Here is a 24814-nt window from a genome sequence, read left to right as displayed (position 1 = left end):
ACTAAAGGCGCGAGTGTGGCATAGACCTTTGCTGGGATAAAGACTACGGCCTGGCCTCGGGCAAATGCTTTTTGCGGTAAGGGCCGCTACAACGCAGTGGGCTGTGTCAGACCCGGCAACTTCTCGTTATAATCGGCGGTCTCCCTTGCCCGTGGCCAGAACACATCGGCAGGCCGCATGCCACTTCGGTTCGACGGAGCCTGTAAGGATCGCCCATGTTTGAAAATCTTTCCGATCGTTTGTCGCAGACCCTTCGCCATGTCACCGGCAAGGCAAAGCTGACCGAAGACAACATTAAAGACACCCTGCGCGAAGTACGCATGGCCCTGCTTGAGGCTGACGTGGCCCTGCCGGTGGTCAAAGACTTCGTCAACGCCATCAAGGAGCGGGCAGTCGGCACCGAAGTGTCGCGCAGCCTCACCCCTGGGCAGGCGTTCGTCAAAATCGTGCGCGCCGAACTCGAAGCGGTCATGGGGGCTGCCAACGAAGACCTGGTGCTTAACGTAGCGCCGCCTGCCGTGGTACTGATGGCCGGTTTGCAAGGTGCGGGTAAAACCACCACCGCCGCCAAGCTGGCGCGCTTCCTCAAGGAGCGCAAGAAAAAATCCGTAATGGTGGTATCGGCGGACGTCTACCGCCCCGCCGCGATCAAGCAGCTCGAAACCCTGGCCGGTGAAGTAGGCGTGACCTTCTTCCCGTCGGATATCAGCCAGAAGCCTGTCGCCATCGCTGAAGCCGCCATCCGCGAAGCCAAGCTCAAGTTCATTGACGTGGTCATTCTCGACACTGCAGGCCGATTGCACATCGACGCCGACATGATGGCAGAGATCCAGGCGTTGCACGCGGCGGTCAAGCCGGTAGAGACCCTGTTCGTGGTCGATGCCATGACCGGCCAGGATGCTGCCAACACGGCCAAGGCCTTTGGTGACGCGCTGCCCCTGACCGGCGTGGTGCTTACCAAAGTAGACGGCGACGCACGCGGTGGTGCGGCCCTGTCCGTGCGGTCCATTACCGGCAAGCCCATCAAGTTCATCGGTATGGGCGAAAAAACCGAAGCGCTGGAGCCCTTCCACCCGGACCGTATCGCTTCGCGCATCCTGGGCATGGGCGATGTGCTCAGCCTGATCGAGCAGGCCGAGCAGACCCTCGACCGAGAAAAAGCCGACAAGCTCGCGAAGAAAATCAAGAAAGGCAAAGGCTTCGACCTCGAAGACTTCCGCGACCAGCTGCTGCAAATGAAGACCATGGGCGGCCTGGGCAGCCTGATGGAAAAGCTCCCCAACATCGGCGGTGTGAACCTGTCGCAGATGGGCAACGCTCAGGGGGCGGCCGAGAAGCAGTTCAAGCAAATGGAGGCCATCATCAACTCCATGACCCCTGCCGAACGCCGCGACCCTGACTTGATCAGTGGGTCGCGCAAGCGCCGTATCGCCATGGGCTCCGGTACTCAGGTGCAGGACATAGGCCGCTTGATCAAGCAGCACAAGCAGATGCAGAAGATGATGAAAAAATTCTCCACCAAAGGTGGCATGGCCAAGATGATGCGCGGCCTGGGTGGCATGATGCCCGGTGGTATGCCTCGCCCGTGAGGCACACCAACCCGGCGGCGCGGGCCTTTCCGACGCGTAGCCGGGCCGGGGGAAAAAGAGGTTTGCAAAAAACCCTGCATTCCTTGAGAATATGCGGCCTTTCGGGCACCCGTGCCCGCTGTGCCTTATAGATTTGCAGCACCGACAACAGGAACGATGTTCACATGGTAACCATCCGTCTTGCCCGTGGCGGCTCCAAAAAGCGCCCGTTTTACCACCTCACCGTGACCGATAGCCGCAATGCGCGCGATGGTCGTTTCAACGAGCGTGTTGGCTTCTTCAACCCGATCGCCAACGGTGGCGAAGTTCGCCTGTCCGTCAACCAGGAGCGCGTAAGCTACTGGCTGTCCCAGGGCGCCCAGCCGTCTGAGCGCGTTGCTCAACTGCTGAAAGACGCTGCCAAGGTTTCCGCCTGAGCAGTATGAACGCAACGCCAAACTCCGCAGATGACCTCATCGTCATCGGCAAGATTGTTTCGGTACACGGCGTTCGTGGCGAAGTGAAGGTGTTTTCCTTTACCGACCCAATCGACAACCTGCTGCAGTACTCCACCTGGTTGCTCCGGCACGAAGGTAAAACCCGGCAGGTAGAAATGATCAGTGGCCGTTCTCAGAACAAGGTGCTGGTCGCAAAGTTGAAAGGTCTTGATGACCGTGAAGAGGTTCGCCTCCTTGCCGGTTATGAGATCTGCATCGCGCGCAGCCTGCTGCCCGACCTCACCGACGGCGATTACTACTGGTATCAGCTCGAGGGTTTACAGGTCACCAATGGCGAAGGGCAGGTGTTGGGCAAGGTTGATCACCTGCTCGAAACCGGCGCGAACGATGTAATGGTGGTCAAGCCCTGTACGGGTAGCCTAGATGATCGCGAGCGCCTGTTGCCCTATACGGACGACTGCGTGCAAGCCATCGACCTGGACGCCGGTACGATGCGAGTCGAATGGGATGCGGATTTCTAGGCCATGGCGAGCCTGCGCATAGACGTCATCACCCTGTTTCCCGAGATGTTTTCGGCCATCAGCGAGTACGGCATTACCAGTCGCGCGGTAAAGCAGGGGTTGTTAAACCTCACCTGCTGGAATCCGCGGGCCTACACCACGGACCGTCACCACACAGTGGATGACCGGCCCTTTGGCGGTGGGCCAGGAATGGTCATGAAGATCAAGCCATTGGAAGACGCCCTGGCAGATGCCAGGCTGGCAACCGGAGGCACGGCGAAGGTGATTTACCTATCGCCACAAGGCCAGCGCCTGAATCAGGCGGCGGTGAAAGAGCTGGCGAAGGCAGAGTCTCTGATTCTCATCGCCGGTCGGTATGAAGGCATCGACGAGCGTTTCATTGAAGCGCAGGTAGATGAAGAGTGGTCGGTTGGCGATTACGTGTTGTCCGGTGGCGAGTTGCCGGCCATGGTGCTGATTGATGCGGTTACCCGTTTGCTGCCTGGAGCTTTAGGGCATGCAGGCTCCGCGGAGGAGGATTCCTTCACGGATGGCTTGCTCGATTGCCCGCACTACACCCGACCTGAGGTGTATGCGGAACGGCGTGTACCCGACGTGTTGCTTAGCGGCAACCATGCACATATCCGGCGCTGGCGTTTGCAGCAGTCCCTTGGGCGGACCTACGAACGACGTGCCGATCTTCTGGAAAGTCGCTCACTTTCTGGAGAAGAGCAGAAGCTGCTAACGGAGTATCTCCGTGAGCGGAACGATAGTTAACGTATCGATGGCAAACCAAACCTTTGCCTTAGGAGCACACGCATGACGAACAAGATTATTCTTCAGCTCGAAGCTGAGCAGATGACCAAGGAAATCCCAACCTTCGCACCCGGCGACACCGTTGTCGTTCAGGTGAAGGTTAAGGAAGGCGAGCGTACTCGTCTGCAGGCCTTCGAGGGTGTTGTCATCGGCAAGCGTAACCGTGGCGTGAACAGCGCATTCACCGTGCGTAAGATCTCCAACGGTGTTGGCGTAGAGCGTACCTTCCAGACCTACAGCCCACAGATCGACAGCCTGGCCGTGAAACGTCGTGGTGACGTGCGTAAAGCCAAGCTGTACTACCTGCGTGAACTGTCTGGTAAAGCAGCTCGCATCAAGGAAAAGCTGTCTTGATTGCAGCCTGAGCCTAGGCTCCCCCAAAACCCCGGCCCTTGTGCCGGGGTTTTGTGTTTATTAGCTATGCCTTTCATTCAGTAGGGGCGAATTATTAGTTTAGTTTTGTTACTAATTTTTAAGTCTTGTTAGGATGTTAGCGCTTTTAAGGCGATAAACTGTTAGTTTATATGGTCTGGTGCTTAAAAAAAATAATAAACCTGATATTATGGATGTAAATAATTTAGACTGTAGTATTTGGTTTTGGAGTTATTTCAGAGTTCCAATGTAATTGAATTTCTTTAGTTTTTCTGTGTAATTAGGAAATATTTGGTTTGATATCTTTAGTTGTGTGATTTTCTTGTGTGCTTAAATGATGACTCCGTTCTGTTGTAAAAACATGTCAAGGAGTATCTATGTCTGAAATTAAATTCCTGACTGAGTCAGGGCTTTCGATTTTGCCTGCTATGACGGCTATGCAGGTAGGCCAATATCTGGAATCGCCTTCAAAACAATATAAACTTCTTTTTGATGAAACTGGGCTAATGCTGTTTGATGGGCCTGCAGCGATTTGGCAGGCTAACATAAACCAAGTGCACAGCAATGCTTATAAGATAAAGAAGCTTGGGGGTATTGCGCGGGTAGAGATGGATTACTATCTTAGAATGATTCAGCCGCACAAAAATCACCTGTGGAATACAGTTGGATATTCAAGCCTAGGGAACGATTATGAGTCTGCTAGGCGAAGGGCATTTCTCTCTTTACAGGATGACGGAAATATTGTCATCATTGATAAGCAACCGGTATGGGCGCATAACAAATCTTTATGGGAGTTTTCCACCTCCCCTGTAGGTAAAGTTTTGATGGGGGCATTTGAAATGCTTCCTGGGCAGGGCAGGTCTTCAGCGCGGGCGCAGCAAGGCTTGAGTATCATGCTGACGGGACTTTTGTAGGAATTGATCCTGCCGGTCAAGGCACATGGCTGACAGACACCTCAGGAAAAGGCGTAAGTCGAGCGGTTATGCAAGAAGATGGAAATTTTGTTATTTTCGCTGGCGAAACTCCTGTCTGGGAAACCAAGACCTCTGGTCAAATTGGTGTATTCGCACAACTTCAAGAAAATGGAAATTTTTCCTTGGCTCGATATAGCCCAGTATGGGCACGGTTCGGTATTTTTCAGAAAAAGCGGCGGAAGAACAAACTATATGGGCCTTTGAATATACCGATATTTGACGTAATTGACTTCGTAAGAGGCTAGCCGGCCCTGGTGGCAGGGCTTGGTTTTTTTGCGGGCTCTGCCAATTCAATCAACTTTGAGATTTTCGTGCTTAAGTTGCATATAAAAGGTGTAGGGTGTAATCATCGTGTCTGCAATAGCTGACATGGCTGTATCGATAATTAAAATATCCATGCCAAAATCCGGCTTTTGGGATTTGACTGCTCAGAATTTAGTATGCAGAAATTGTAGGATACTCCGCTATACAGATGGGGTAGAAAGGAGCAGTGGCTTTTTCGGGCTCTCATATCCTGTCGCAGCTCTTCTTCACCTTTTAGTGAGTGAATGGTTCCGCAAGCCGTCAAATTTAAGAAAAGCGCGCATAAAATTATCTTCTTGAACATTATTAGCAGCCTATGGCTTTTTCTTGATTCTAGGTTTAGCCTCGCCTCGTATATCACTAAGTCTTTTCTGAATTTTTCTAAATGCCTGCCATCGACCACGCCCTTATCGACCAATTCCTCGACACCCTCTGGCTTGAAAAAGGCTTGTCCGAGAACAGCCGCAGTGCTTACCGTAGCGACCTGGCGCACTTCAACGGCTGGTTGGTAGAGCGCGACGTAGAGCTGCGCGCCGCAGGGCGGGACGTGCTGCTCGACTACCTGGCGTGGCGAGTGGACAACCAGTACAAGCCGCGATCCACGGCGCGGTTTCTGTCCGGCACGCGCGGCTTTTACCGTTACCTGTTGCGTGAAGAGCTGATTGCCGTAGACCCCACCCTGTTGGTAGAGCTGCCGCAGTTGGGCAAGCCCCTGCCCAAAAGCCTCTCCGAGGCCGATGTGGACGCCCTGCTGGCGGCCCCTGATCTGAGCGAAGCCATCGGCCAGCGCGACCGAGCGATGCTGGAGGTGCTGTACGCCTGTGGATTGCGCGTCACCGAGCTGGTGAGCCTGACCCTGGATCAGCTCAACCTGCGCCAAGGCGTAGTACGTGTCATGGGCAAGGGCAACAAAGAGCGGTTGGTGCCCATGGGGGAGGTGGCGATCACCTGGCTGGAGCGTTACCTGCGCGACGGCCGTGCCAGCCTGTTGAACGGTCGGCCCAGCGATGTGGTGTTCCCCAGCCAGCGCGGCGAACAAATGACGCGGCAGACCTTCTGGCACCGGATCAAACAGCACGCCATGAGGGCGGGCATTAGCAAAACCCTATCGCCGCACACCTTGCGTCATGCGTTCGCCACACACCTGCTCAACCATGGCGCAGACTTACGCTCGGTCCAGCTGTTGCTTGGCCATGCCGACCTTTCTACCACCCAGATCTACACCCACGTGGCCAAGGCACGCTTGCAGGAGCTGCACGCGCGCCATCATCCGCGAGGGTAGGCGCGCTCTGCAATTACGCGAGTGCGGCGTAGTCGGCCCCGCGTGCCTTATGTGGTAGTCTTGGCCGCTAGTCGTGCCTCAGGCGGCCGCCGCGTAGTGGTGCGTGGCTTGGGGCCGTTCGTCCGCTGCCCCAGGAGTTTTCATGCGCGTGACACGCCTTTTCGCCGCTGCCGCGTTGGCGCTGGCCAGTACTGCTGTATTGGCCGATGATGCCGAACAAGCCATCCGTAAAACCCTCGATACCCTTAAGCTCGATGTGCCTATCCAGTCAGTGTCCAGCAGCCCGCTCAACGGGCTGTACGAAGTCCACCTCAAAGGCGGCCGCGTACTCTATGCCAGCCCCGATGGGCAGTTCGTGATGCAGGGCTACCTGTATCAGATGCAGAACGGCAAACCGGTGAACCTCACTGAAAGAACCGAGCGGGCTGCCATCGCCAAGACCATCAATGCTATCCCGCGTGGGGAAACCATTGTGTTCCCGGCCCAGGGTGAGGTGAAGGCGCATATCACGGTCTTTACCGATACCACTTGCCCTTACTGTCAAAAGCTTCACGCCGAAGTCCCGGAGCTGAACCGCCGTGGCATCGAAGTGCGCTACCTGGCCTTCCCGCGTCAAGGCCTGGGGTCGGAGGGTGACAAGCAATTGCAGGCCGCCTGGTGCTCCGCCGACCCGAAAGCGGCGCTGGGCAAGCTGATCGAGGGTGATAAGGTTGCCGCCGCCGCGTGTGCCAACCCTGTGAGCGAGCAGTTTGCCCTTGGCCAGAGCATTGGCGTAAGTGGCACACCGGCCATCGTGTTGCAGGATGGTCAGGTGATTCCAGGCTATCAGCCAGCCGCACAAGTCGCTGAGTTGGCCCTTTCGGCCAAGTGACAGGGCGTACCTAACACGCGCCGCGGTGATCGCGGTGCTATTCGCGGCCTGCGGGAGCGCAGGCCGTTTCATGGGGAGTAAAGAGTGAAACCGGTCAAAGTAGGCATCTGTGGGTTAGGTACCGTCGGTGGCGGCACCTACAACGTACTTCAGCGCAACGCCGAGGAGATTGCCCGCCGTGCCGGGCGTGGAATCGAAGTGGCTCAGATCGCCATGCGTTCGCCTAACCCCCATTGCCAGATTACCGGTACACCCATTACCCAGGATGTGTTCGAAGTGGTCGCCAACCCCGACATCGACATCGTGATCGAATTGATCGGGGGCTACACCATTGCCCGTGAGTTGGTACTCAAGGCCATCGACAATGGCAAGCACGTGGTCACCGCCAACAAGGCGCTGATCGCGGTGCATGGCAACGAAATTTTCGCCAAGGCGCAGGAGAAGGGCGTCATCGTTGCCTTCGAGGCTGCCGTCGCAGGCGGTATTCCTGTTATCAAGGCCATCCGTGAAGGCCTGTCGGCCAACCGTATCAACTGGGTCGCGGGCATTATCAACGGCACCGGCAACTTCATCCTCACCGAAATGCGCGAGAAGGGCCGTGCCTTCCCCGACGTGCTGGCCGAAGCTCAGGCGCTGGGGTATGCCGAGGCAGACCCTACCTTCGACGTCGAAGGCATCGATGCCGCCCACAAGCTCACCATCCTGGCCTCCATTGCCTTTGGTATCCCGCTGCAGTTCGATAAGGCCTACACCGAAGGCATCTCCCGGCTGACCACGGCAGACGTTAATTATGCCGAGGCGTTAGGCTACCGCATCAAACACTTGGGTGTGGCGCGCAGCACCGCCAATGGGATCGAGTTGCGCGTGCACCCCACACTCATCCCGGCCGACCGCCTGATCGCCAACGTCAACGGCGTGATGAACGCGGTGATGGTCAACGGTGACGCGGTAGGGTCTACGCTGTTCTATGGTGCTGGCGCTGGCATGGAGCCTACCGCGTCCTCCGTCGTAGCAGACGTCATAGACGTGGTGCGTGCCATGACGTCAGACCCGGAGAACCGCGTGCCGCACCTGGCGTTCCAGCCTGATGCCCTGTCGGCGCACCCCATTTTGCCCATAAGCGCCTGTGAGAGTGCGTACTACCTGCGTATTCAGGCCAAGGACCACCCCGGTGTGCTGGCCCAAGTCGCAAGCATTCTGTCCGCGCGTGGCATTAACATTGAGTCCATCATGCAGAAAGAGGCCGAGGAGCACGACGGCCTGGTGCCAATGATTTTGCTGACGCACCGCGTGGTGGAGCACCGCATCGACGACGCAATCACAGCCTTGGAAGCGCTGGACGATGTAGTAGGCAGCGTGGTTCGAATCCGGGTAGAGCACCTTTCATAAGCACCCCGCGAGCCGCTTTCGGGCGGTTACGCACGCAGGCCTGGCGGATGGCTCGCTGGCTGCACAGACATGAATCGATAACATCCGCGGCACAGCAGTGGGGTGCCTTCGCCCCAAACCCTACTGCTCCGGCGTGTAGCCAGCCGCTCAAACCAAAGGTTTGCACTCATGCGTTACATCAGTACCCGTGGCCAGGCCCCCGCGCTTAATTTTGAAGACGTGTTGCTCACCGGCCTTGCCAGCGATGGCGGCCTGTACGTTCCGGAAAACCTGCCCCGTTTCACGCAGGAAGAAATCGCCTCCTGGGCCGGCCTGCCGTATCACGAGCTAGCGTTCCGGGTCATGCGCCCGTTCGTGGCGGGCAGCATTGCCGATGCAGACTTCAAGCGTATCCTTGAAGAGACCTACGCAACCTTCTCGCACGCCGCGATAGCGCCCTTGCGTCAGCTCAAGGGCAACGAGTGGATACTGGAGCTGTTCCACGGCCCCACCCTGGCGTTCAAGGACTTTGCCCTACAACTGTTGGGGCGGTTGCTGGACCACGTGCTGGCCAGGCGGGGTGAGCGGGTGGTCATCATGGGGGCAACCAGTGGCGACACCGGTTCGGCCGCCATCGAAGGCTGCAAACACTGCGAAAACGTGGACATCTTCATTCTGCACCCACACCAGCGGGTCTCTGCCGTGCAGCGCCGGCAAATGACCACGCTGTTTGGCGACAACATCCACAACCTGGCCATCGAGGGTAACTTCGATGACTGCCAGGAGATGGTCAAGGCCAGCTTCGCCGATCAAAGCTTCCTCAAGGGCACCCGCCTGGTGGCTGTTAACTCCATCAACTGGGCGAGGATCATGGCCCAGATCGTGTACTACTTCTACGCTGCCTTGCAGCTGGGCGGCCCGGCACGCTCCATGGCGTTCTCAGTGCCTACCGGTAACTTCGGCGATATCTTTGCCGGCTACCTGGCACGCAACATGGGCTTGCCCATCAGCCAGCTGATCGTGGCCACCAACCGCAACGACATCCTTCACCGCTTCATGAGCGGCAACCAATACGTGAAGGACGCCCTGTACGCCACGCTATCCCCGTCCATGGACATCATGGTGTCGTCCAACTTCGAGCGGCTACTGTTCGACCTGCACGGGCGCAATGGCATGGCCATCGCGCAGTTGATGTCCAGCTTCAAGCTCGGTGGCGGGTTCAGCGTCGAAGAAGAGCGCTGGACCGAGGCGCGCCGGTTGTTCGACTCCCTGGCCGTGAGCGACGAGGACACCTGTAGCACCATTGCCCAGGTCTTTGCCGAGACCGGCGAAGTGCTCGACCCACACACTGCTATTGGTGTGCGGGCTGCGCGGGAGTGTCGTCGTAGCCTGGACACGCCAATGATCGTGCTGGGCACCGCTCACCCGGTAAAATTCCCGGACGCAGTGGAACAGGCTGGCGTGGGCAAGGCGCTGCACCTGCCAGAGCACATGAAAGACTTGTTCGAGCGGGAAGAGCGCTGCACCGTACTGCCAAACGACCTGATAGCGGTACAGGCCTTCGTCGGGGCCCACGGCAACCGCGGCAAGCCGCTCTGAGCGACGTTGGACGTAGGAAAGAGAGCAGGGTGTAGGAATTATTCCGAGTCTTCCCGTAGAGGGCTCGGAATTTTCCCACAACACTTTCAGAACGGTCTCATTTTCTTGGCGGTACGCGTTCCCTAAGGTGGTAGCCCTTTTCCGTTCTTTTGGAGGCCACCATGCGTTCGCTCAGGGTTCTCGTGGTAGAACAGCATCCCGCCCGCCTGTTGCACCTGCACCAGATGCTCAATGCCTGTGGTGTGTTCAGCGTGCGCGTGGCCGAGGGCTGCTCTGTGGCTCACCGTAGCCTGGAACAGCGCGGGCCGGTAGACATCCTCCTTTTTGATAGCCAGGCTTCGTCGGTCCCCAGCCTGCTCAGTGCCTTGGGCCAACAAGGTGGCGCTGGCGCGCTGATCATCCAGGGAAGCACCGACTGCGCCATCACCGCCGCTGCGTTGCAGCAGGCCCGGCAAGAGGGGCTTTGGGTGTTGGGCGTGCTGCCCAGGGGCGAGGCCACTTGCCCCTTGCACGCCATGCTTCGGCGCTTCACCGCGCAATGTGCCCAGCCGCTCATCGCCTGAGTGACAGGCAAGCGCCGTTACGCTTCTCTCCACAGGCTACCCGCGAACTTTTGTCGCACCCATGGGGTCATTTACTGGCACTGAAATGAATTCCGGGTCAATAAGGGTGATCGAGATGGAAAACACCAGCTTGTTGCTAAGTGAAGCACTGGCACCGTATTGCGTCAGCCTGGCCCCGTCGGATCTCCACGGGCGGCTGCGGCTCACGGTCGTCAATCAAACCGGCGCTGTTGTCCTGCACCGTGATGTACTGGAGTCCCAATTGGCAGACACCCGTGCGCTCACCGATGTGGTGGACGGCCTGCACCGGGACCTGATGATCGCCGAAGGGCGTCTGGAGCCCAGCATGATCGCCGCCTTGCGCGCCAGTAATCAGTTTGCGGTTCAGATGCGTTAAACATCGGGAACCTTCATCATCACCTGCTCTCTTAATTTACATGGACGCTTGAACGGCATTGTGCTCCGGTGCCGCTCAGTCGTCCGGTGACCCGAATGGGTCATGTTTGCCCCGGCCGGCCTCCCCACCAGCCGGGGTTTCTTTTGCCCGCATGGTTACCATCGGCCTGCATCGGGTAAACTGGCGCCCCCCTCGTTACCCGAGCCCCACATGGCCCAGCCTTCTACCACGTACAAGTTCGAACTCAACCTCACCGACCTGGATCGGGGCGTGTACGAAAGCGTCAAGCAAACCATTGCCCGCCACCCCTCGGAAACCGAAGAACGCATGACCGTGCGCTTGCTGGCCTATGCGCTCTGGTACAACGAGCAGCTGAGCTTCGGTCGAGGCCTGTCGGATGTCGACGAGCCCGCGTTGTGGGAAAAAAGCCTGGATGACCGCGTGCTGCACTGGATCGAAGTGGGCCAGCCCGACCTGGAGCGCCTGACGTGGTGTTCCCGGCGCACCGAGCGCACCAGCTTGCTGGCGTACGGCAGCCTGCGGGTGTGGCAGGGCAAGGTGGTAGACGCCGCCAAGCCGCTGCGCAACGTGAACATCGCTGCAGTGCCCCAAGAGGTGTTGGACGTGTTGGCCACCGACATGCCACGGGTAATCAAGTGGGACGTGATGATCAGCGAAGGTACCCTGTTCGTAACCGATGATCGGGGCCAGCACGAAGTGCAACTTGAGTGGTTGCTGGGGGAGCGGGGCTAGGGCATGGTGACGCCCACCGCACTGCCCCCTCTCTTCCCACGATTGACCTGAGACGACCGCCGTACATGCGTATCGAGCCCCGCCAACTCCCCGCCGAACTGCCTTTTTTGGGCGATCTGCCGCCCTTGCTTACCCGGTTGTATGCCGCCAGGGGAGTGCAGGCCCCTTCCGAACTCGACAAGGGCCTGGCGCGGCTGATTCCCTATCAGCAACTCAAGGGCATGGACGCCGCAGTGGAGTTACTGGTAGCAGCCATTGATGGCCGCCAGCGGATTCTCGTGGTAGGGGATTTTGACGCCGACGGCGCCACCGCAAGTACCGTAGCGGTATTGGGCTTGCGCCTGTTGGGCGCGGCCGAGGTGAGTTACCTGGTGCCCAACCGCTTTACCTATGGCTATGGCCTCACCCCTGAAATCGTTGCCGTGGCGCTGGAGCGGCAACCAGACCTGCTCGTTACCGTAGACAACGGCATTTCCAGCGTGGAGGGGGTGGACGCTGCGCGCAGCGCTGGCCTCAAGGTGCTGATCACCGACCACCACCTACCGGGCGCGCAGTTGCCGACTGCCGATGCCATTGTCAATCCGAACCAGCCAGGTTGTGAGTTTCCCAGCAAGGCATTGGCGGGCGTCGGGGTCATCTTCTACGTGTTGATGGCTTTGCGCGCCCGCCTGCGCGCCCTCGGCCGCTATGCCCAGGCCCCGCAGCCCAACATCGGCGAGCTGCTGGACCTCGTCGCGCTGGGCAGCGTGGCAGACGTGGTGCCCCTGGATGCCAACAACCGTATCCTCGTTCACCAGGGCCTGGAGCGTATTCGTGCGGGCCGCGCCAGGCCAGGGATCATGGCCCTGCTCGAAGTGGCCCGCCGCGATCATCGGCGCCTGACCTCCACCGACCTAGGCTTTATCCTGGGCCCTCGGCTCAATGCGGCGGGGCGTATGGATGACATGAGCCTGGGCATCGAGTGCCTGCTCAGCGAAGACCTTGCCATGGCCCGCGACATGGCCGCCGAACTGGATGGCCTCAACCAGGATCGAAAATCGGTAGAGCAGGGCATGCAGCGCGAAGCCCTGGCCCAACTTAAAGACCTTCCTGCCGAGGCGATGCCATTTGGGCTGTGCGTCTTCGAGCCGGACTGGCACCAGGGCGTGATCGGTATTCTTGCCTCGCGGCTCAAAGAGCGTTACCACCGGCCTACCATTGCGTTCGCCGACGCCGGCGAAGGGGTACTGAAAGGGTCGGCTCGTTCGGTGCCCGGCTTTCATATCCGCGATGCCCTGGATGCTGTAGCCGCGCACCACCCTCACTTGATCACCAAGTTCGGTGGGCATGCCATGGCCGCCGGCCTGTCGTTGCCGGCAGAACATTTTCAAGCGTTCGCCGAGGCCTTCGATGTGCAGGTGCGCGAGCACTTGGGCGAGGACGACCTGACGGGCCGCCTGCTGTCGGACGGTACGCTGGCCGTAGAAGAGTTTCACCTGGAACTGGCCAAGGCGCTGCGCAATGCCGGCCCGTGGGGGCAGCACTTTCCCGAGCCGTTGTTTCACGGCGTGTTCGAGCTGGTCGAACAGCGCGTAGTAGGCGAGCGCCACCTTAAAGTCGTGCTCAAAAGTGAATGCGGCAGCCTGCGCCTGGATGGCATTGCCTTCGGTGTGGACCGCGAGCTGTGGCCCAACCCTGGCGCCCGCTGGGTAGAGCTAGCCTACAAGCTGGACGTGAACGAATACCGTGGGGTCGAAAGCGTACAGCTGATGATCGCTCACATACAGCCACGCTAGCGGCACCCTGGAGCACTCCGGTGGAATCTGGGGCCTGGGTCGGCGGTCTACTGCACTCTGTAGATCGCCTTGCGCTTACTGCAGCCTGCCCCTTCCCCTTGAGAGGTGCTTCATGAGCCTGCTGTTGGAACCCTATACCCTACGGGAATTGACCCTGCGCAATCGCATTGTGGTCTCCCCTATGTGCCAATACTCGTCTGAAGACGGCTTTGCCAATGACTGGCATTTGGTTCACCTGGGCAGCCGCGCTACCGGCGGCGCTGGCCTAGTGATTTTCGAGGCCACGGCGGTAACCGCTGATGGGCGTATTACTCCTGAAGATTTGGGCCTGTGGAAAGACGACCACATTCCCATGCTGCAGCGCATCACCCGCTTCATCAAATCCCAAGGTGCCGTGGCGGGCGTACAGCTGGGCCATGCCGGGCGTAAGGCCAGTACCTGGCGGCCGTGGCTAGGCAAGCATGGCAGCGTGACCTTGGACGAAGGCGGTTGGATACCCACCGCGCCGTCGCCCATTGCGTTCGACCCCGAGCATACCCGCCCTACGGAATTGACCGAAGGCGAGATCGTCCAAGTGATCGAAGCCTTCGCTGCTGCCGCAAGGCGAGCCCTTACCGCCAACTTCGAAGTGATGGAAATCCATGCGGCCCATGGTTACCTGCTCCATCAGTTCATGTCGCCCTTGAGCAACCGGCGCAGTGACCAGTACGGCGGCAGTTTCGATAACCGCATCCGGCTGCTGCTGGAAGTGACGAAAGTGATACGTGACCTGTGGCCGGCGAACCTTCCAGTGTTCGTGCGGGTGTCGGCTACCGACTGGGTGGACGAGGGCTGGAACCCTGATGAGACCGTGGAATTGTCCCGTCGCCTGAAGGCATTGGGCGTGGACCTGGTGGACGTGTCGTCTGGGGGCACCGCTGCCAAGGCAGAAATCCCGACGGGGCCGGGTTACCAGACCCAATTTGCCGAACGCGTGCGCAAAGAAGCTGAGATTCCTACAGGCACGGTGGGCATGATCACTGACCCCGCCCAGGCCGAGCACATTCTGCGTACCGGTCAGGCAGACCTGATTTTCTTGGCGAGGGAATTACTGCGTGACCCCTATTGGCCACTGAGTGCGGATGAAGCCTTGGGTGGTCGCCAGGCGGTGTGGCCGGCGCAGTATCAACGTGCGACTCACCGGGACCAGCCGATTCACGAGTCCAACCTGCGCGACTGACGCTGGCCTTGAGGTTGCGCCTTTGCCAAGGCGCAACCTGTCAGGTACCGCGGTACTTACACGTACTTGCGCAGCTCAGGCGCAGGCGGGAAGTACTGGTACAACCAGGTTTCGCTCAAGGTGCGGTCGCTGGTGCGGATGAACAAACGCATGTCCACCGGCGCTACGCTATCGCTGGTGGGGTACCAGTCGAAGATGATGCGGTAGCCTTTGATGTCCGGCAGCACCAGCACATGGAAATCCTGCACCTTGCCGTTTGAGACCGTCACCACCGGCTCAATGCCGGTACCCTGTGGCAGTCGATCCAGGCCGCCGCCGGTGAAGTCCACCGCAAAGCGCCGCGCCCAGGTTTCCGGGTAATGCTCGCCTGGCGCCCAACCTTCGAGGAAACCACCCATGCCGGAGCGTGTGGCCTGTACCCGCGCCAGAGGCGTGCCGATCGGGGGCAGCGCGCTCCAGTGCAGCTTGTAGCCAAAGTTTAAGGTATCGCCCGCAGCCACTGGCGTCTTGGGCGACCAGAAGGCCACGATATTGTCCAGGGTTTCACCCGTGGTCGGGATTTCCAGCAGGTCGATACTGCCTTCACCCCAGGCCGTGGTGGGCTCGACCCACAGGCTTGGGCGCTTGCTGTACCAATCCACGGTGTCTTGATAGCTGGCAAAGTCATGGTCGGTCTGCAGCAGGCCGAACCCCTTCGGGTCTTTATCGGCGAAGGTATTGAATTGCAGCTTGGCCGGGTTGTTCAGCGGCCGGCAAATCCACTCGCCGTTGCCGCGCCACATGGCCAGGCGGTCGGAGTCATGAATCTGCGGGTGAATGGTGTCGCACATCCGGCGTTCGTGGGTGCCGCAGCTGAACATGGTGGTCATGGGTGCGATGCCCAACTGCTCGATGGCCGTGCGGGCAGTGACCTGCATGTCGACTTCCATCACCACCTTCTCGGCACGGCAGTCCACGTCGAAGCGGTAAGCGCCGGTGGCACTGGGTGATTCAAGCAGGGCGTAGACCACGAAACGGGTGGCGTTCTTGTGCGGGGTTTCGAACCAGAACGCAGTGAAATCAGGGAACTCTTCCTGGTGCTTGGCGAAGGTGTCCACGGCCAGGCCCCGTGCCGACAGGCCGTATTGCTTGGTGGTGTCTACCGCGCGGAAGTAGCTGGCACCCAGGAACGACACGATATCGTGGCTGGCGATTTCCGGGGCCTTGAACAGCTTGAAGCCCGAGAAGCCCAGGTCGCCCTTGAGCTGCGCCTGGTCCACCTTGCTGTCGTTGTAGTTGAACAGCTCCGGGCGGAAATGCACTTCCCGTGCCTGACGGCTTGCCGGGTCTACGCTGTACATGCGCACCGGGGTCCGGAAACCCATGCCCACATGGAAAAACTGCACGTCCAACTGGCCTTTTACGTCCTTCCAGAGCGAGTGGTTGGCGTCGTATTGAATGGCGTTGAACTGCTGCGGGGTCATGGTCGCCAGGGTAGGCGGCAATTGTTGCTTGCGGTCGGTGTACGGCTTGGCGGCCAGCGCCTTTGCCTTTGCCTTGAGGCCTTCGAAGTCGAAGTGCTCGGCGTCACCATTAGCCGTGGCCGCCAGGGCTCCAGCGGAAAACAACGTACTTGACGCCAGGCCGGTGTAGGCCGCCAGGGCCATGGAGGCTTTCAACAGACTTCTGCGGTGCATAGGCAACCCTTTACTTAAAATGCCGAACGTTAGCCAAGGACAGGTGCCGGACGCAATCGCAAAGGTGGTCGATGTGTCGCGGCCCTCCTTTGCTCCACGGGCTGTGTAGAGCAGTGAAAGCCATTTTGGTTCACGACCCCACACTTGAGGGTCGTGGCTGCAGGCCGCTCGCTAGACGCAAACTCCCGCCTGGCTGGATGAACGGTGGTCTATACTCCCGTGCTTTCGCGTGCGTGTTGATTCCCAGGCAGTGACAGTGAAGAACTGGACAATGCGCCAGCGACAGTGGTCGAAGGCCTGCATGGTGGCCTCGCCTTTCGCCAACTGCCGTTGGCTCCCACACGCTATCGCTGGCAAGCCAGGCTGCTACGGGGCAAGTGCCCCATGCTATACTCACCGGCTTTTGAACTGAGTGTGCCGTCGCCATGGAAATCAATCCGATCCTGAACACCATCAAGGACCTGAAAGAGCGCTCCGAAACCATTCGGGGGTATCTTTGACTACGATCAAAAGCATGAGCGCCTGACCGAAGTCAACCGCGAGCTTGAAGATCCGAATGTCTGGAACAACCCTGAGTACGCCCAGAACCTGGGCCGTGAGCGCGCCACCCTGGCGACTATCGTCGAAACCCTCGACGAAATGGCCAGCGGCCTGGCCGATGCCCGTGAGCTGCTCGACATGGCGGTGGATGAAGATGACGAAAGCGCGGTAGGCGATATCGTCAGTGAACTGGCCCGCTTGCAGGGCACCCTGGAAAAACTCGAATTCCGCCGTATGTTCAGCGGCGAGATGGACGCGAACAACGCCTACCTGGACATCCAGGCGGGGTCAGGCGGCACCGAAGCCCAGGACTGGGCCAACATGCTGTTGCGCATGTACCTGCGGTGGGCAGACAAACGCGGCTTCGACACCACCATCATGGAGCTGTCCGAAGGCGAAGTGGCCGGCATCAAGGGCGCTACCTTGCACATCAAGGGCGAGTACGCGTTCGGCTGGCTGCGCACCGAAATCGGCGTTCACCGCCTGGTGCGTAAAAGCCCCTTCGACTCCGGCAACCGCCGCCATACGTCGTTCACGGCGGTGTTTGTGTCGCCAGAAATCGACGACAACATCGAAATCGAGATCAACCCTGCCGACCTGCGTATCGACACTTACCGCTCCTCTGGCGCGGGCGGCCAGCACGTTAACACCACAGACTCAGCGGTGCGGATCACCCACGTGCCCACCAACACCGTTGTCAGCTGCCAGAACGAGCGCTCCCAGCACGCCAACAAAGACACCGCCATGAAAATGCTGCGGGCCCGCTTGTACGAGCAGGAAGTGCAAAAGCGAAACGCGGCGTCCCAAGCGCTGGAAGACACCAAGTCCGACATCGGCTGGGGCCACCAGATCCGGTCCTACGTGCTCGATGCCTCGCGTATCAAAGACCTGCGTACCGGCGTAGAGCGCAGCGACTGCGACAAAGTACTGGACGGTGACCTCGACGAGTACCTGGAAGCCAGCTTGAAACAAGGGCTGTAACCGCTGCAGCGGGCGGGCTCCATGGTGCTCGCCCCCGGCCTGCCCGAGATCCCGGCCCCGTAGCCTGGAGCAACGAACCCGTGATGGAAAATCTGAAAACATGAGCGACCAACAACTCGACCCGCAAGACCTGCAACAGGAAGAAAACAACCTGATCGCGCTGCGCAAGGAAAAACTTGCCGCCGTACGCGCCCAGGGCCAGGCCTTCCCCAACGATTTTCGTCGTGACAACTATGCAGGCGACTTGCAGAAGCAGTACGTCGACAGCACCAAAGAGGCGCTCGCCGAGGCGGCCATTCCGGTCAAGGTTGCCGGTCGCATCATGCTCAACCGTGGCTCGTTCATGGTCATCCAGGACATGTCTGGCCGCATTCAGGTGTACGTCAACCGTAAAACGCTATCTGAAGACACCCTGGCCCAGGTCAAAACCTGGGACATGGGCGATATCATCGCGGCCGAAGGTACCCTGGCCCGCTCCGGCAAGGGCGACCTGTATGTCGAAATGACTAGCGTGCGCTTGCTCACCAAATCCCTGCGGCCGCTACCGGACAAGCATCATGGCCTCACCGACACCGAGCAGCGGTATCGCCAGCGCTACGTCGACCTCATCGTCAACGAAGACGTGCGCGAAACCTTCCGCGTCCGCTCCCAGGTGATCGCGCACATTCGCAGCTTCCTTATGAAGCGTGACTTCCTTGAAGTCGAAACCCCCATGTTGCAGACCATCCCAGGGGGCGCTGCGGCCAAGCCATTCGAAACCCACCACAATGCCTTGGACATGGAAATGTTCCTGCGCATCGCACCGGAGCTGTACCTCAAGCGCCTGGTGGTCGGTGGCTTTGAAAAAGTCTTCGAGATCAACCGCAACTTCCGTAACGAAGGGGTTTCCACCCGGCACAACCCTGAGTTCACCATGTTGGAGTTCTACCAGGCTTACGCCGACTACGAAGACAACATGGACCTCACCGAGGAGCTGTTCCGCGAACTGGCCCAGGCCGTTTTGGGCACCACTGACGTGCCGTACGGTGACAAGGTGTTCCACTTTGGCGAGCCGTTCGTGCGCCTGTCGGTGTTCGATTCCATCCTCAAGTACAACCCTGAGTTGAGCGCCGACGACCTCAACGACCTCGACAAGGCCCGCGCCCTTGCCAAAAAGGCAGGCGCCAAGGTGCTGGGCTTTGAAGGCTTGGGCAAGTTGCAGGTCATGATTTTCGAGGAAATGGTCGAGCACAAGCTGGAGCAGCCGCACTTCATTACCCAGTACCCGTTCGAGGTGTCGCCGCTGGCCCGCCGCAACGACGACAACCCGAACGTCACCGACCGCTTCGAGCTGTTCATTGGCGGTCGTGAAATCGCCAACGCCTATTCGGAGCTCAACGACGCCGAGGACCAGGCCGCCCGCTTCATGGCGCAAGTGGCGGACAAGGACGCCGGTGACGACGAAGCCATGCACTACGACGCAGACTTCGTACGCGCACTCGAATACGGCATGCCACCCACTGCGGGCGAAGGCATCGGCATCGACCGGCTGGTGATGTTGCTGACCAACTCACCGTCCATCCGCGATGTGATTCTCTTCCCGCACATGCGGCCTCAGGCGTAACCTGGCGGTCACTACCCCCATCACCGTGGCAGCGCTCGCGAGCGGGCTGAAGGAGCATGTATGAAGGCCTGGCGTGTGCTGCTCGCGGTTGCGCTGACCTGCATAAGCCTGGCGGGCTGCCTGGCCACGCTCGACGAGCCGTTCGCGCCAGGCGAACAGGCCCCTGTTGCCCTGATGGGGCAGTGGCAGGCCCGCGATGCCTGGGGCGATCACCTCAAGCTGACCATCCAGCCCGCCAGTCAGGGCCGCTACAGTGCCGTCAGCTATCAGAAGGGTGCAGCCTCTCCCCACGATCAAGTCACCTTCAGCGTCAGCCACCATGCCGGCCGTTGGTACGCGGCCGCACCTATGGCCAAAGCCTATGGTGGGCGGTTCGCGATGGTGGGTTTCGAATTGACCGAAGCGGGGGAGTTGGTGGTCTACAGCCTTGACCTGGAGCGCCTGCAACAGGCGATTGCCGCAGGTGCCCTGGCAGGCGACCGCTTTGAGACACGAGACGGGCAAGGGGTTGCGCTACGGTCGCCGCCCGCGACGGTGTTCGCCTGGCTGGACGACCCTGCAAACTCCGATGTATTTACAGAGGTAGCCCGCTACACGCGCATTGCGCACTGATCGCACCCATTCATTGCAAGGAAAGGCCGATGGACGATTATCAGCAAAGTGTCCGGGCATTGTCCGATCGCATCGTTACTGCGCAAACCCCTATCCGCATTCTCGATGCGGTGAAGTGGGACGAGACGATTCGCCGTACATTTCTAGACGCCAAGGGCAAGGTCATGCCCGCCGTGGACCGTGCCTGGTACCAAGGGCGGCCCTTGGGGTTTGATGCCGCGGCAGTGAAACTGGAATTTCAAAACATCGAACGTGACGTTACCCGCCAACTGGGCCAGTTCAACCCGGTGGGGCAGATCATGCGGCGCATGTGCCGGGAATACCGCATGGTGGTGCGGATGTTGGAGGCCCGGGGTACCGAAGACTTTGGCTTGATTTCCCAAGAGCTTTACGGCGCGGCGTCCGATGCCTTCCACGCCGGCGACCCTACGTTGTCAGACCTGGGCCTGATGTTGTCGGACTACCTCAATAAGATTGATGGCCGCGGCGACCTCAAGGACGAAGCCAAGACGCTGACCGCCAAGGATGCCGTCGCCTTGCTGCAAAGCCGGCTCAACACCGTGTTCGGCGAAGGCAAGGAAACCATTCGGGTGTTTGAGTCCGATGGCATCGTCGCGGACGCGGCGGCGGGGGCCGACTACATCAAGGTACGTGCCGATGCGATGTTCAATCAGCGGGACGTACGCGCGTTGGAGGTTCACGAAGGGCTAGTGCATGTGGGCACCACCCTCAACGGCCTCAACCAGCCTATTTGTACCTTCCTGTCCAAAGGGCCGCCCTCTTCGACGGTGACCCAAGAGGGCCTGGCGATTCTCATGGAAGTGATTGCGTTCGCTTCCTACCCTAGCCGCTTGCGCAAGCTCACCAACCGCACCCGCGCCATTCATATGGTGGAGGAGGGCGCGGACTTCATTCAGGTGTTCGACTGGTTCCAAGAGCAGGGCTTTAGCATGGAGGACAGCTACGGCAATGCCAGCCGTGTATTCCGTGGCTCTACGCCCACGGGCCTGCCCTTTACCAAAGACCTCTCCTACCTGAAGGGCTTTATCATGGTCTACAACTACATTCAGCTCGCCGTGCGCAAGGGCAAGCTGGAGCAGGTGCCGTTGCTGTTCTGCGGCAAGACCACCCTGGAGGACATGCGTACGCTGCGCCAACTGGTGGATGAAGGCCTGGTGGTTGCGCCCAAGTACCTGCCTGAACAGTTCCGGGACATGAACGCACTGGCCGCCTGGATGTGTTTCTCCAACTTCCTCAACCACCTGAGCCTGGATCGGATCGAGGCGGATTATGCCAACATCCTTTAAGGGCCTTGGGCGTGCCCTGTTGGCCGCCAGTTGGCTAAGCGTTGCAGGGTGCAGCAGCCTGTTGTTCTACCCTGAGCCGGGGGAGCCGTTTACGCCGGAGGTCGCTCGCCTGGGCTATCAGGATGTCACGCTGGTAAGTGCCGATGGTGTACGCCTGCATGCCTGGTGGCTGCCCGCCAAGCCTGGGGTTGAGGTCAAAGGCACGGTGCTGCACCTGCACGGTAACGGCGGTAACTTATCCCGGCATTTGGGAGGCAGTTGGTGGCTTCCAGGGGCGGGCTATCAGGTGTTGTTGCTCGATTACCGAGGCTACGGCCGCTCTGAGGGGAAAGCGGGGCTGCCGGGTGTGTACTTGGACATCGAGGCCGCCATGAAGTGGCTGCAGCAGGCGCCTGCCGCTCAAGGCAGGCCGCTGGTGTTGTTGGGGCAAAGCCTAGGTGGGGCGTTGGCCATTCACTACCTGGCGGCGCACCCGCAGGAGGCCAGCCGTTTCTCGGCGCTGATATTCGACGGTGCGCCCGCCAGCTACCGCAAGGTGGGGCGCTTTGCCCTGAGTACGTCTTGGCTTACCTGGCCGTTTCAGGTGCCCCTCTCCTGGCTGGTGCCTGACGCAGACAGCGCATTGAGCGCCGCGCCAAACGTGGGCGGCGTGCCCAAATTGCTGTTCCAGAGCCTGGACGATCCCGTGGTGCCACTGGATAACGGCATTGCCTTGTACAAAGCGCTACCGCCGCCTCGGGTGCTGCAATTGACCCGGGGCGCGCATGTACAGACCTTCGCCGACCCCACGTACCGTCAGGTCATGCTCAACTTCCTGGAAGACCCCAGCCATTTCAATGGGCTAAGGCGGCTGGGCGAGATACCCAATTACCCGTAGCAGCGCCGTTGGGCCTCGTAGATGGGACGTTGTTGGGGTGTGTGATTGCGCGCGCCCTATCTTGGGTGTACCTCATAAAGCGCTTTCCAACAAGCCGAATGAAGCGATGCGAGACGCTTAAATGGAACCAATTGGTTCCAGGACGCGACTCAGCCCCCCGCTCCCTACTGAGGAGTACGTGTTACATCCACCGTAATCATAGAGCGGGAGGGCAGAGTGCCAAGCATTTCAAGCCAAATGGACCACTACAGCGCAGCCTTGGGCGCGCACATTGCAGGCGAGTTGGAAGCGCCACACAAGGCACGGCAGGCTGAGCTGGCGTTGCTACCGTTGATTGATCGGCAAAAAGCGAAATTGGCCGACGCCCAAGTAGCCACTGGCAAGTTTTCTCCAGCGCTTACAGGAAAAGAGCTGGTCAGAAATGCGGGTGATGCCCTGCAGGATGTACTAGGTACCGCCGCCAGTGCGGCCGTGGTTGGCTATGCGAGTTCAGTCATGATGAATGAGGAGCGCAGCAGCCAAGGGCATATCGCTCAAGCCGCCGTAAGCTCTCTTACAGTGGCTACCACTTCGCTGATCCGAAGCACAGTGAGCACCGTGGTACATAAGAGTACGGTTGGCGAGCTGGATGCAGAAATAGAAACTTATAAAAATTTGAAGAAAGCCACTAACTTAGAAAACTACCCTGCGGATATCAAAAAGGCTGTTAAAGCGTTGGATGATGAAGTTGCTCAGGCCATAAAATCTCCTCGGGGCGAAGGTGCGGTGTGGTTTCAGCAAAAAATAAGGCACCGCGAGCTCGTACTGCTAGCGCGACCCACTGAGGTCAAGCCCTTTGCAAACTTTGTGGACCCGGCATCAAAAGATAGCTTTTATAAGGATCTAAATGCCTTAATAAATGACTATCCGAAGTTGAACGCGGCCACCATCGAAACGCTGGTTCAGCGCATTGCTGCCAATTCTCAAAGTGATCGGGCGGTCCGTTCCCAAGCCTATCTTCAAGGCCCAGGCGGGGTGGGGAAAACACGCTTGGTTAAGCTTATTGCTAAAGCCCTGAATGCGCCCTTGATAGAGTTGAATCTCAACGGCAAGTCCATAGGGCAATTAAAAGGCTTCCCCTATCCTGCTTCCTATGCTGCTTCAACCGAGCCAGATGATAAGGTGATCGGTGAGTTGCCGATGAAAATGATAGCTGCAGGTTATTCCAATCCTATTATTTTTATCGACGAGTTGAAGCTTACCCATGATAACCTCAATGAGCTCAAGCTTCTTCTGGACCCGAATAACAAAGAGTTGAAAATCGGTGGTTATGACGCGAGTATTGATTGGAGTCGAGCTATTGTTCTAGTCGGCAGCAATGATCCCCTCACGGATGGGGCTATGCAGACCAGGATGCCTCAAATAATTATTCGAGAAGTTTCAGAAGAAGCAAAGTTCAAGGTGGCTGGGAATGTCATCAAGCAAGCCGCTGAAGTTTATAAAAAGAGTTTGTCTAGCGAACTTTATAAAAGACTATTAAGCACCTGCGAAACCCGTAAGGATCAACTTATAGAGTTCGATACGGAAAACTTCCCAGGGGTACGGTTCTTGGAGAACTCTGCTGAAAACATGGTCCATTTTGTTGCCTCAGGCTTGCAACAAGGCAAGCCCAAGACCATGGATGAAATAAGGGATTCTATTGAGATCCAATATGCCCAAGCCAAGGGTCGACCAACACCAGGCGATGTCATTCCTCCAGACACTGCGCTCGCTGGCAACCAGCCCCCTTCTTGGGACTAAGCGAACCGCGGTTTAAAATCAAACAGAGGTAGAGTGGGATCCGATGGAAAGTTTCGAAAAAATTATTGCGCCATTGTTAAAAACGTTGAAGATTGAAGCGTCGAAAATCCAAGAAAATCAGGTTTTCATAGAGCTTGAGGGTGGGCTCAAAGTGAATATGATCTGCAATTGGGAAGGGAGCGTGATCCTGGTGGCTAATGTAGGCGGCATCAAGCAGGCATCGCCTGAATTGCTATGGTCGCTGCTCGAACGGAATTTATTTTGCGAGCTTCCGCAGGTTCAAATCAGCGCGTCTGCGCAGGATAAAAAAATCATCCTGTGGGTACAGGAGCGGCTCAGTCAGCTGGACTCAAGTTCACTGCACAGGTTATTTGAAAGGTTCGTTCGCACAGCCAAGGAAGTCGGCTTGATGCTGGAAAGCAAAACGCCTGCGCTGCCTAAGCTCGGCAGTGGGGCATCAGGGCTTAATAGAAGCCGGCTTGGCGCGTACTCGGCATAGCGATGTTTCATAGCACTTCGTAAGCGCAACCGAGCCCATGACTAAAACCGCACCACGCTGAAACTAAAAGGCCTAAGCCCGGCGCAATACCGGACTCAGGCCTTGGGTGCCACGCTGAGCTG

At 58.7% G+C, this 24814-nt stretch carries 23 protein-coding genes; 22 read left to right on the top strand and 1 reads right to left on the bottom strand.

What is annotated here, in order from left to right; all coding sequences use genetic code 11:
* The first annotated feature begins 215 nt into the window (after positions 1-215).
* From ffh to AC4LE2_RS15675, 15 genes are all read left to right on the top strand, one after another.
* Positions 216-1589, top strand: a complete 1374-nt coding sequence (gene ffh / locus AC4LE2_RS15745; protein ID WP_491826648.1) for a signal recognition particle protein — start codon at positions 216-218, stop codon at positions 1587-1589.
* A gap of 164 nt (positions 1590-1753) precedes the next feature.
* Positions 1754-2005, top strand: coding sequence for a 30S ribosomal protein S16 (gene rpsP / locus AC4LE2_RS15740; protein WP_491826647.1), 252 nt, complete (start codon positions 1754-1756; stop codon positions 2003-2005).
* A 5-nt stretch (positions 2006-2010) separates the two neighbouring features.
* Positions 2011-2547: a ribosome maturation factor RimM gene (gene rimM / locus AC4LE2_RS15735; RefSeq protein WP_491826646.1), complete on the top strand. Its 537-nt coding sequence runs from the start codon at positions 2011-2013 to the stop codon at positions 2545-2547.
* Between the two features lie 3 nt (positions 2548-2550).
* Positions 2551-3303 carry a tRNA (guanosine(37)-N1)-methyltransferase TrmD gene (gene trmD, locus AC4LE2_RS15730; protein WP_491826645.1) on the top strand — a complete coding sequence of 251 codons (753 nt, stop codon included), beginning with the start codon at positions 2551-2553 and terminating at the stop codon, positions 3301-3303.
* A gap of 42 nt (positions 3304-3345) precedes the next feature.
* Positions 3346-3696 (top strand): 50S ribosomal protein L19, encoded by a 351-nt coding sequence (rplS, locus tag AC4LE2_RS15725; protein ID WP_168084395.1) that lies wholly within the window; start codon positions 3346-3348, stop codon positions 3694-3696.
* A 395-nt stretch (positions 3697-4091) separates the two neighbouring features.
* Complete coding sequence (locus AC4LE2_RS15720; RefSeq protein WP_491826644.1) at positions 4092-4628, top strand: hypothetical protein; 537 nt, start codon at positions 4092-4094, stop codon at positions 4626-4628.
* 748 nt (positions 4629-5376) lie between these two features.
* Entirely contained in the window at positions 5377-6273 is an 897-nt protein-coding gene (gene xerD, locus AC4LE2_RS15715; RefSeq protein WP_491826643.1) for a site-specific tyrosine recombinase XerD, read from the top strand.
* 142 nt (positions 6274-6415) lie between these two features.
* Positions 6416-7144: a DsbC family protein gene (locus AC4LE2_RS15710; protein WP_491826642.1), complete on the top strand. Its 729-nt coding sequence runs from the start codon at positions 6416-6418 to the stop codon at positions 7142-7144.
* 84 nt (positions 7145-7228) lie between these two features.
* Positions 7229-8533, top strand: coding sequence for a homoserine dehydrogenase (locus AC4LE2_RS15705; protein WP_491826641.1), 1305 nt, complete (start codon positions 7229-7231; stop codon positions 8531-8533).
* A 168-nt stretch (positions 8534-8701) separates the two neighbouring features.
* On the top strand, positions 8702-10111 hold the full coding sequence (thrC, locus tag AC4LE2_RS15700; protein ID WP_491826640.1) for a threonine synthase: 1410 nt from the start codon (positions 8702-8704) through the stop codon (positions 10109-10111).
* A gap of 161 nt (positions 10112-10272) precedes the next feature.
* Positions 10273-10674 carry an ANTAR domain-containing protein gene (locus AC4LE2_RS15695; protein WP_491826639.1) on the top strand — a complete coding sequence of 134 codons (402 nt, stop codon included), beginning with the start codon at positions 10273-10275 and terminating at the stop codon, positions 10672-10674.
* Between the two features lie 115 nt (positions 10675-10789).
* Positions 10790-11071: a DUF3509 domain-containing protein gene (locus AC4LE2_RS15690; protein WP_491826638.1), complete on the top strand. Its 282-nt coding sequence runs from the start codon at positions 10790-10792 to the stop codon at positions 11069-11071.
* 210 nt (positions 11072-11281) lie between these two features.
* Entirely contained in the window at positions 11282-11824 is a 543-nt protein-coding gene (locus AC4LE2_RS15685) for a YaeQ family protein (protein ID WP_491826637.1), read from the top strand.
* Between the two features lie 65 nt (positions 11825-11889).
* Positions 11890-13599, top strand: a complete 1710-nt coding sequence (gene recJ, locus AC4LE2_RS15680; RefSeq protein ID WP_491826636.1) for a single-stranded-DNA-specific exonuclease RecJ — start codon at positions 11890-11892, stop codon at positions 13597-13599.
* Positions 13600-13711: 112 nt separating this feature from the next.
* Positions 13712-14818: an NADH:flavin oxidoreductase/NADH oxidase gene (locus AC4LE2_RS15675; protein WP_491826635.1), complete on the top strand. Its 1107-nt coding sequence runs from the start codon at positions 13712-13714 to the stop codon at positions 14816-14818.
* 56 nt (positions 14819-14874) lie between these two features.
* Here the strand turns inward: AC4LE2_RS15675 and AC4LE2_RS15670 are convergent, their stop codons facing one another.
* Positions 14875-16494, bottom strand: coding sequence for a glucan biosynthesis protein D (locus AC4LE2_RS15670; RefSeq protein ID WP_491826634.1), 1620 nt, complete (start codon positions 16492-16494; stop codon positions 14875-14877).
* A 425-nt stretch (positions 16495-16919) separates the two neighbouring features.
* On the opposite strand from AC4LE2_RS15670, the gene prfB reads away from it, so the two are divergent.
* The 7 genes from prfB (at position 16920) to AC4LE2_RS15635 (ending at position 24692) form a co-directional block, all read left to right on the top strand.
* A protein-coding gene (gene prfB / locus AC4LE2_RS15665; protein ID WP_491826633.1) for a peptide chain release factor 2 occupies positions 16920-18015 on the top strand; the annotation gives its coding sequence in 2 pieces (ribosomal slippage) (positions 16920-16991 and positions 16993-18015; 1095 coding nt in all).
* 100 nt (positions 18016-18115) lie between these two features.
* Positions 18116-19618: a lysine--tRNA ligase gene (gene lysS / locus AC4LE2_RS15660; RefSeq protein ID WP_491826632.1), complete on the top strand. Its 1503-nt coding sequence runs from the start codon at positions 18116-18118 to the stop codon at positions 19616-19618.
* A gap of 60 nt (positions 19619-19678) precedes the next feature.
* Positions 19679-20230, top strand: a complete 552-nt coding sequence (locus AC4LE2_RS15655) for a hypothetical protein (RefSeq protein WP_491826631.1) — start codon at positions 19679-19681, stop codon at positions 20228-20230.
* Between the two features lie 29 nt (positions 20231-20259).
* A complete protein-coding gene (locus AC4LE2_RS15650) occupies positions 20260-21537 on the top strand; it encodes a flavohemoglobin expression-modulating QEGLA motif protein (RefSeq protein WP_491826630.1) in 1278 nt (425 codons plus the stop codon).
* Positions 21521-22414, top strand: coding sequence for an alpha/beta hydrolase (locus AC4LE2_RS15645; protein ID WP_491826629.1), 894 nt, complete (start codon positions 21521-21523; stop codon positions 22412-22414). The genes AC4LE2_RS15650 and AC4LE2_RS15645 overlap by 17 nt, the downstream gene beginning before the upstream one ends.
* A 237-nt stretch (positions 22415-22651) precedes the next feature.
* Positions 22652-24193, top strand: coding sequence for an AAA family ATPase (locus AC4LE2_RS15640; RefSeq protein ID WP_491826628.1), 1542 nt, complete (start codon positions 22652-22654; stop codon positions 24191-24193).
* A 43-nt stretch (positions 24194-24236) separates the two neighbouring features.
* Positions 24237-24692, top strand: a complete 456-nt coding sequence (locus AC4LE2_RS15635) for a CesT family type III secretion system chaperone (RefSeq protein ID WP_491826627.1) — start codon at positions 24237-24239, stop codon at positions 24690-24692.
* Positions 24693-24814: the final 122 nt, after the last annotated feature.

Source organism: Pseudomonas sp. 9.3L (assembly GCF_058536285.1).
Note: the sequence above shows the minus strand (reverse complement) of the source record. Positions and strands in the feature narration are given on the sequence as shown.

Excerpts from the sequence above, each read along its gene's own strand:
- ffh (WP_491826648.1), top strand. The coding sequence starts at position 216 with ATGTTTGAAAATCTTTCCGATCGTTTGTCGCAGACCCTTCGCCATGTC.
- rpsP (WP_491826647.1), top strand. The coding sequence starts at position 1,754 with ATGGTAACCATCCGTCTTGCCCGTGGCGGCTCCAAAAAGCGCCCGTTT.
- rimM (WP_491826646.1), top strand. The coding sequence starts at position 2,011 with ATGAACGCAACGCCAAACTCCGCAGATGACCTCATCGTCATCGGCAAG.
- trmD (WP_491826645.1), top strand. The coding sequence starts at position 2,551 with ATGGCGAGCCTGCGCATAGACGTCATCACCCTGTTTCCCGAGATGTTT.
- rplS (WP_168084395.1), top strand. The coding sequence starts at position 3,346 with ATGACGAACAAGATTATTCTTCAGCTCGAAGCTGAGCAGATGACCAAG.
- AC4LE2_RS15720 (WP_491826644.1), top strand. The coding sequence starts at position 4,092 with ATGTCTGAAATTAAATTCCTGACTGAGTCAGGGCTTTCGATTTTGCCT.
- xerD (WP_491826643.1), top strand. The coding sequence starts at position 5,377 with ATGCCTGCCATCGACCACGCCCTTATCGACCAATTCCTCGACACCCTC.
- AC4LE2_RS15710 (WP_491826642.1), top strand. The coding sequence starts at position 6,416 with ATGCGCGTGACACGCCTTTTCGCCGCTGCCGCGTTGGCGCTGGCCAGT.
- thrC (WP_491826640.1), top strand. The coding sequence starts at position 8,702 with ATGCGTTACATCAGTACCCGTGGCCAGGCCCCCGCGCTTAATTTTGAA.
- AC4LE2_RS15695 (WP_491826639.1), top strand. The coding sequence starts at position 10,273 with ATGCGTTCGCTCAGGGTTCTCGTGGTAGAACAGCATCCCGCCCGCCTG.
- AC4LE2_RS15690 (WP_491826638.1), top strand. The coding sequence starts at position 10,790 with ATGGAAAACACCAGCTTGTTGCTAAGTGAAGCACTGGCACCGTATTGC.
- AC4LE2_RS15685 (WP_491826637.1), top strand. The coding sequence starts at position 11,282 with ATGGCCCAGCCTTCTACCACGTACAAGTTCGAACTCAACCTCACCGAC.
- recJ (WP_491826636.1), top strand. The coding sequence starts at position 11,890 with ATGCGTATCGAGCCCCGCCAACTCCCCGCCGAACTGCCTTTTTTGGGC.
- AC4LE2_RS15675 (WP_491826635.1), top strand. The coding sequence starts at position 13,712 with ATGAGCCTGCTGTTGGAACCCTATACCCTACGGGAATTGACCCTGCGC.
- AC4LE2_RS15670 (WP_491826634.1), bottom strand. The coding sequence starts at position 16,494 with ATGCACCGCAGAAGTCTGTTGAAAGCCTCCATGGCCCTGGCGGCCTAC.
- lysS (WP_491826632.1), top strand. The coding sequence starts at position 18,116 with ATGAGCGACCAACAACTCGACCCGCAAGACCTGCAACAGGAAGAAAAC.
- AC4LE2_RS15655 (WP_491826631.1), top strand. The coding sequence starts at position 19,679 with ATGAAGGCCTGGCGTGTGCTGCTCGCGGTTGCGCTGACCTGCATAAGC.
- AC4LE2_RS15650 (WP_491826630.1), top strand. The coding sequence starts at position 20,260 with ATGGACGATTATCAGCAAAGTGTCCGGGCATTGTCCGATCGCATCGTT.
- AC4LE2_RS15645 (WP_491826629.1), top strand. The coding sequence starts at position 21,521 with ATGCCAACATCCTTTAAGGGCCTTGGGCGTGCCCTGTTGGCCGCCAGT.
- AC4LE2_RS15640 (WP_491826628.1), top strand. The coding sequence starts at position 22,652 with ATGGACCACTACAGCGCAGCCTTGGGCGCGCACATTGCAGGCGAGTTG.
- AC4LE2_RS15635 (WP_491826627.1), top strand. The coding sequence starts at position 24,237 with ATGGAAAGTTTCGAAAAAATTATTGCGCCATTGTTAAAAACGTTGAAG.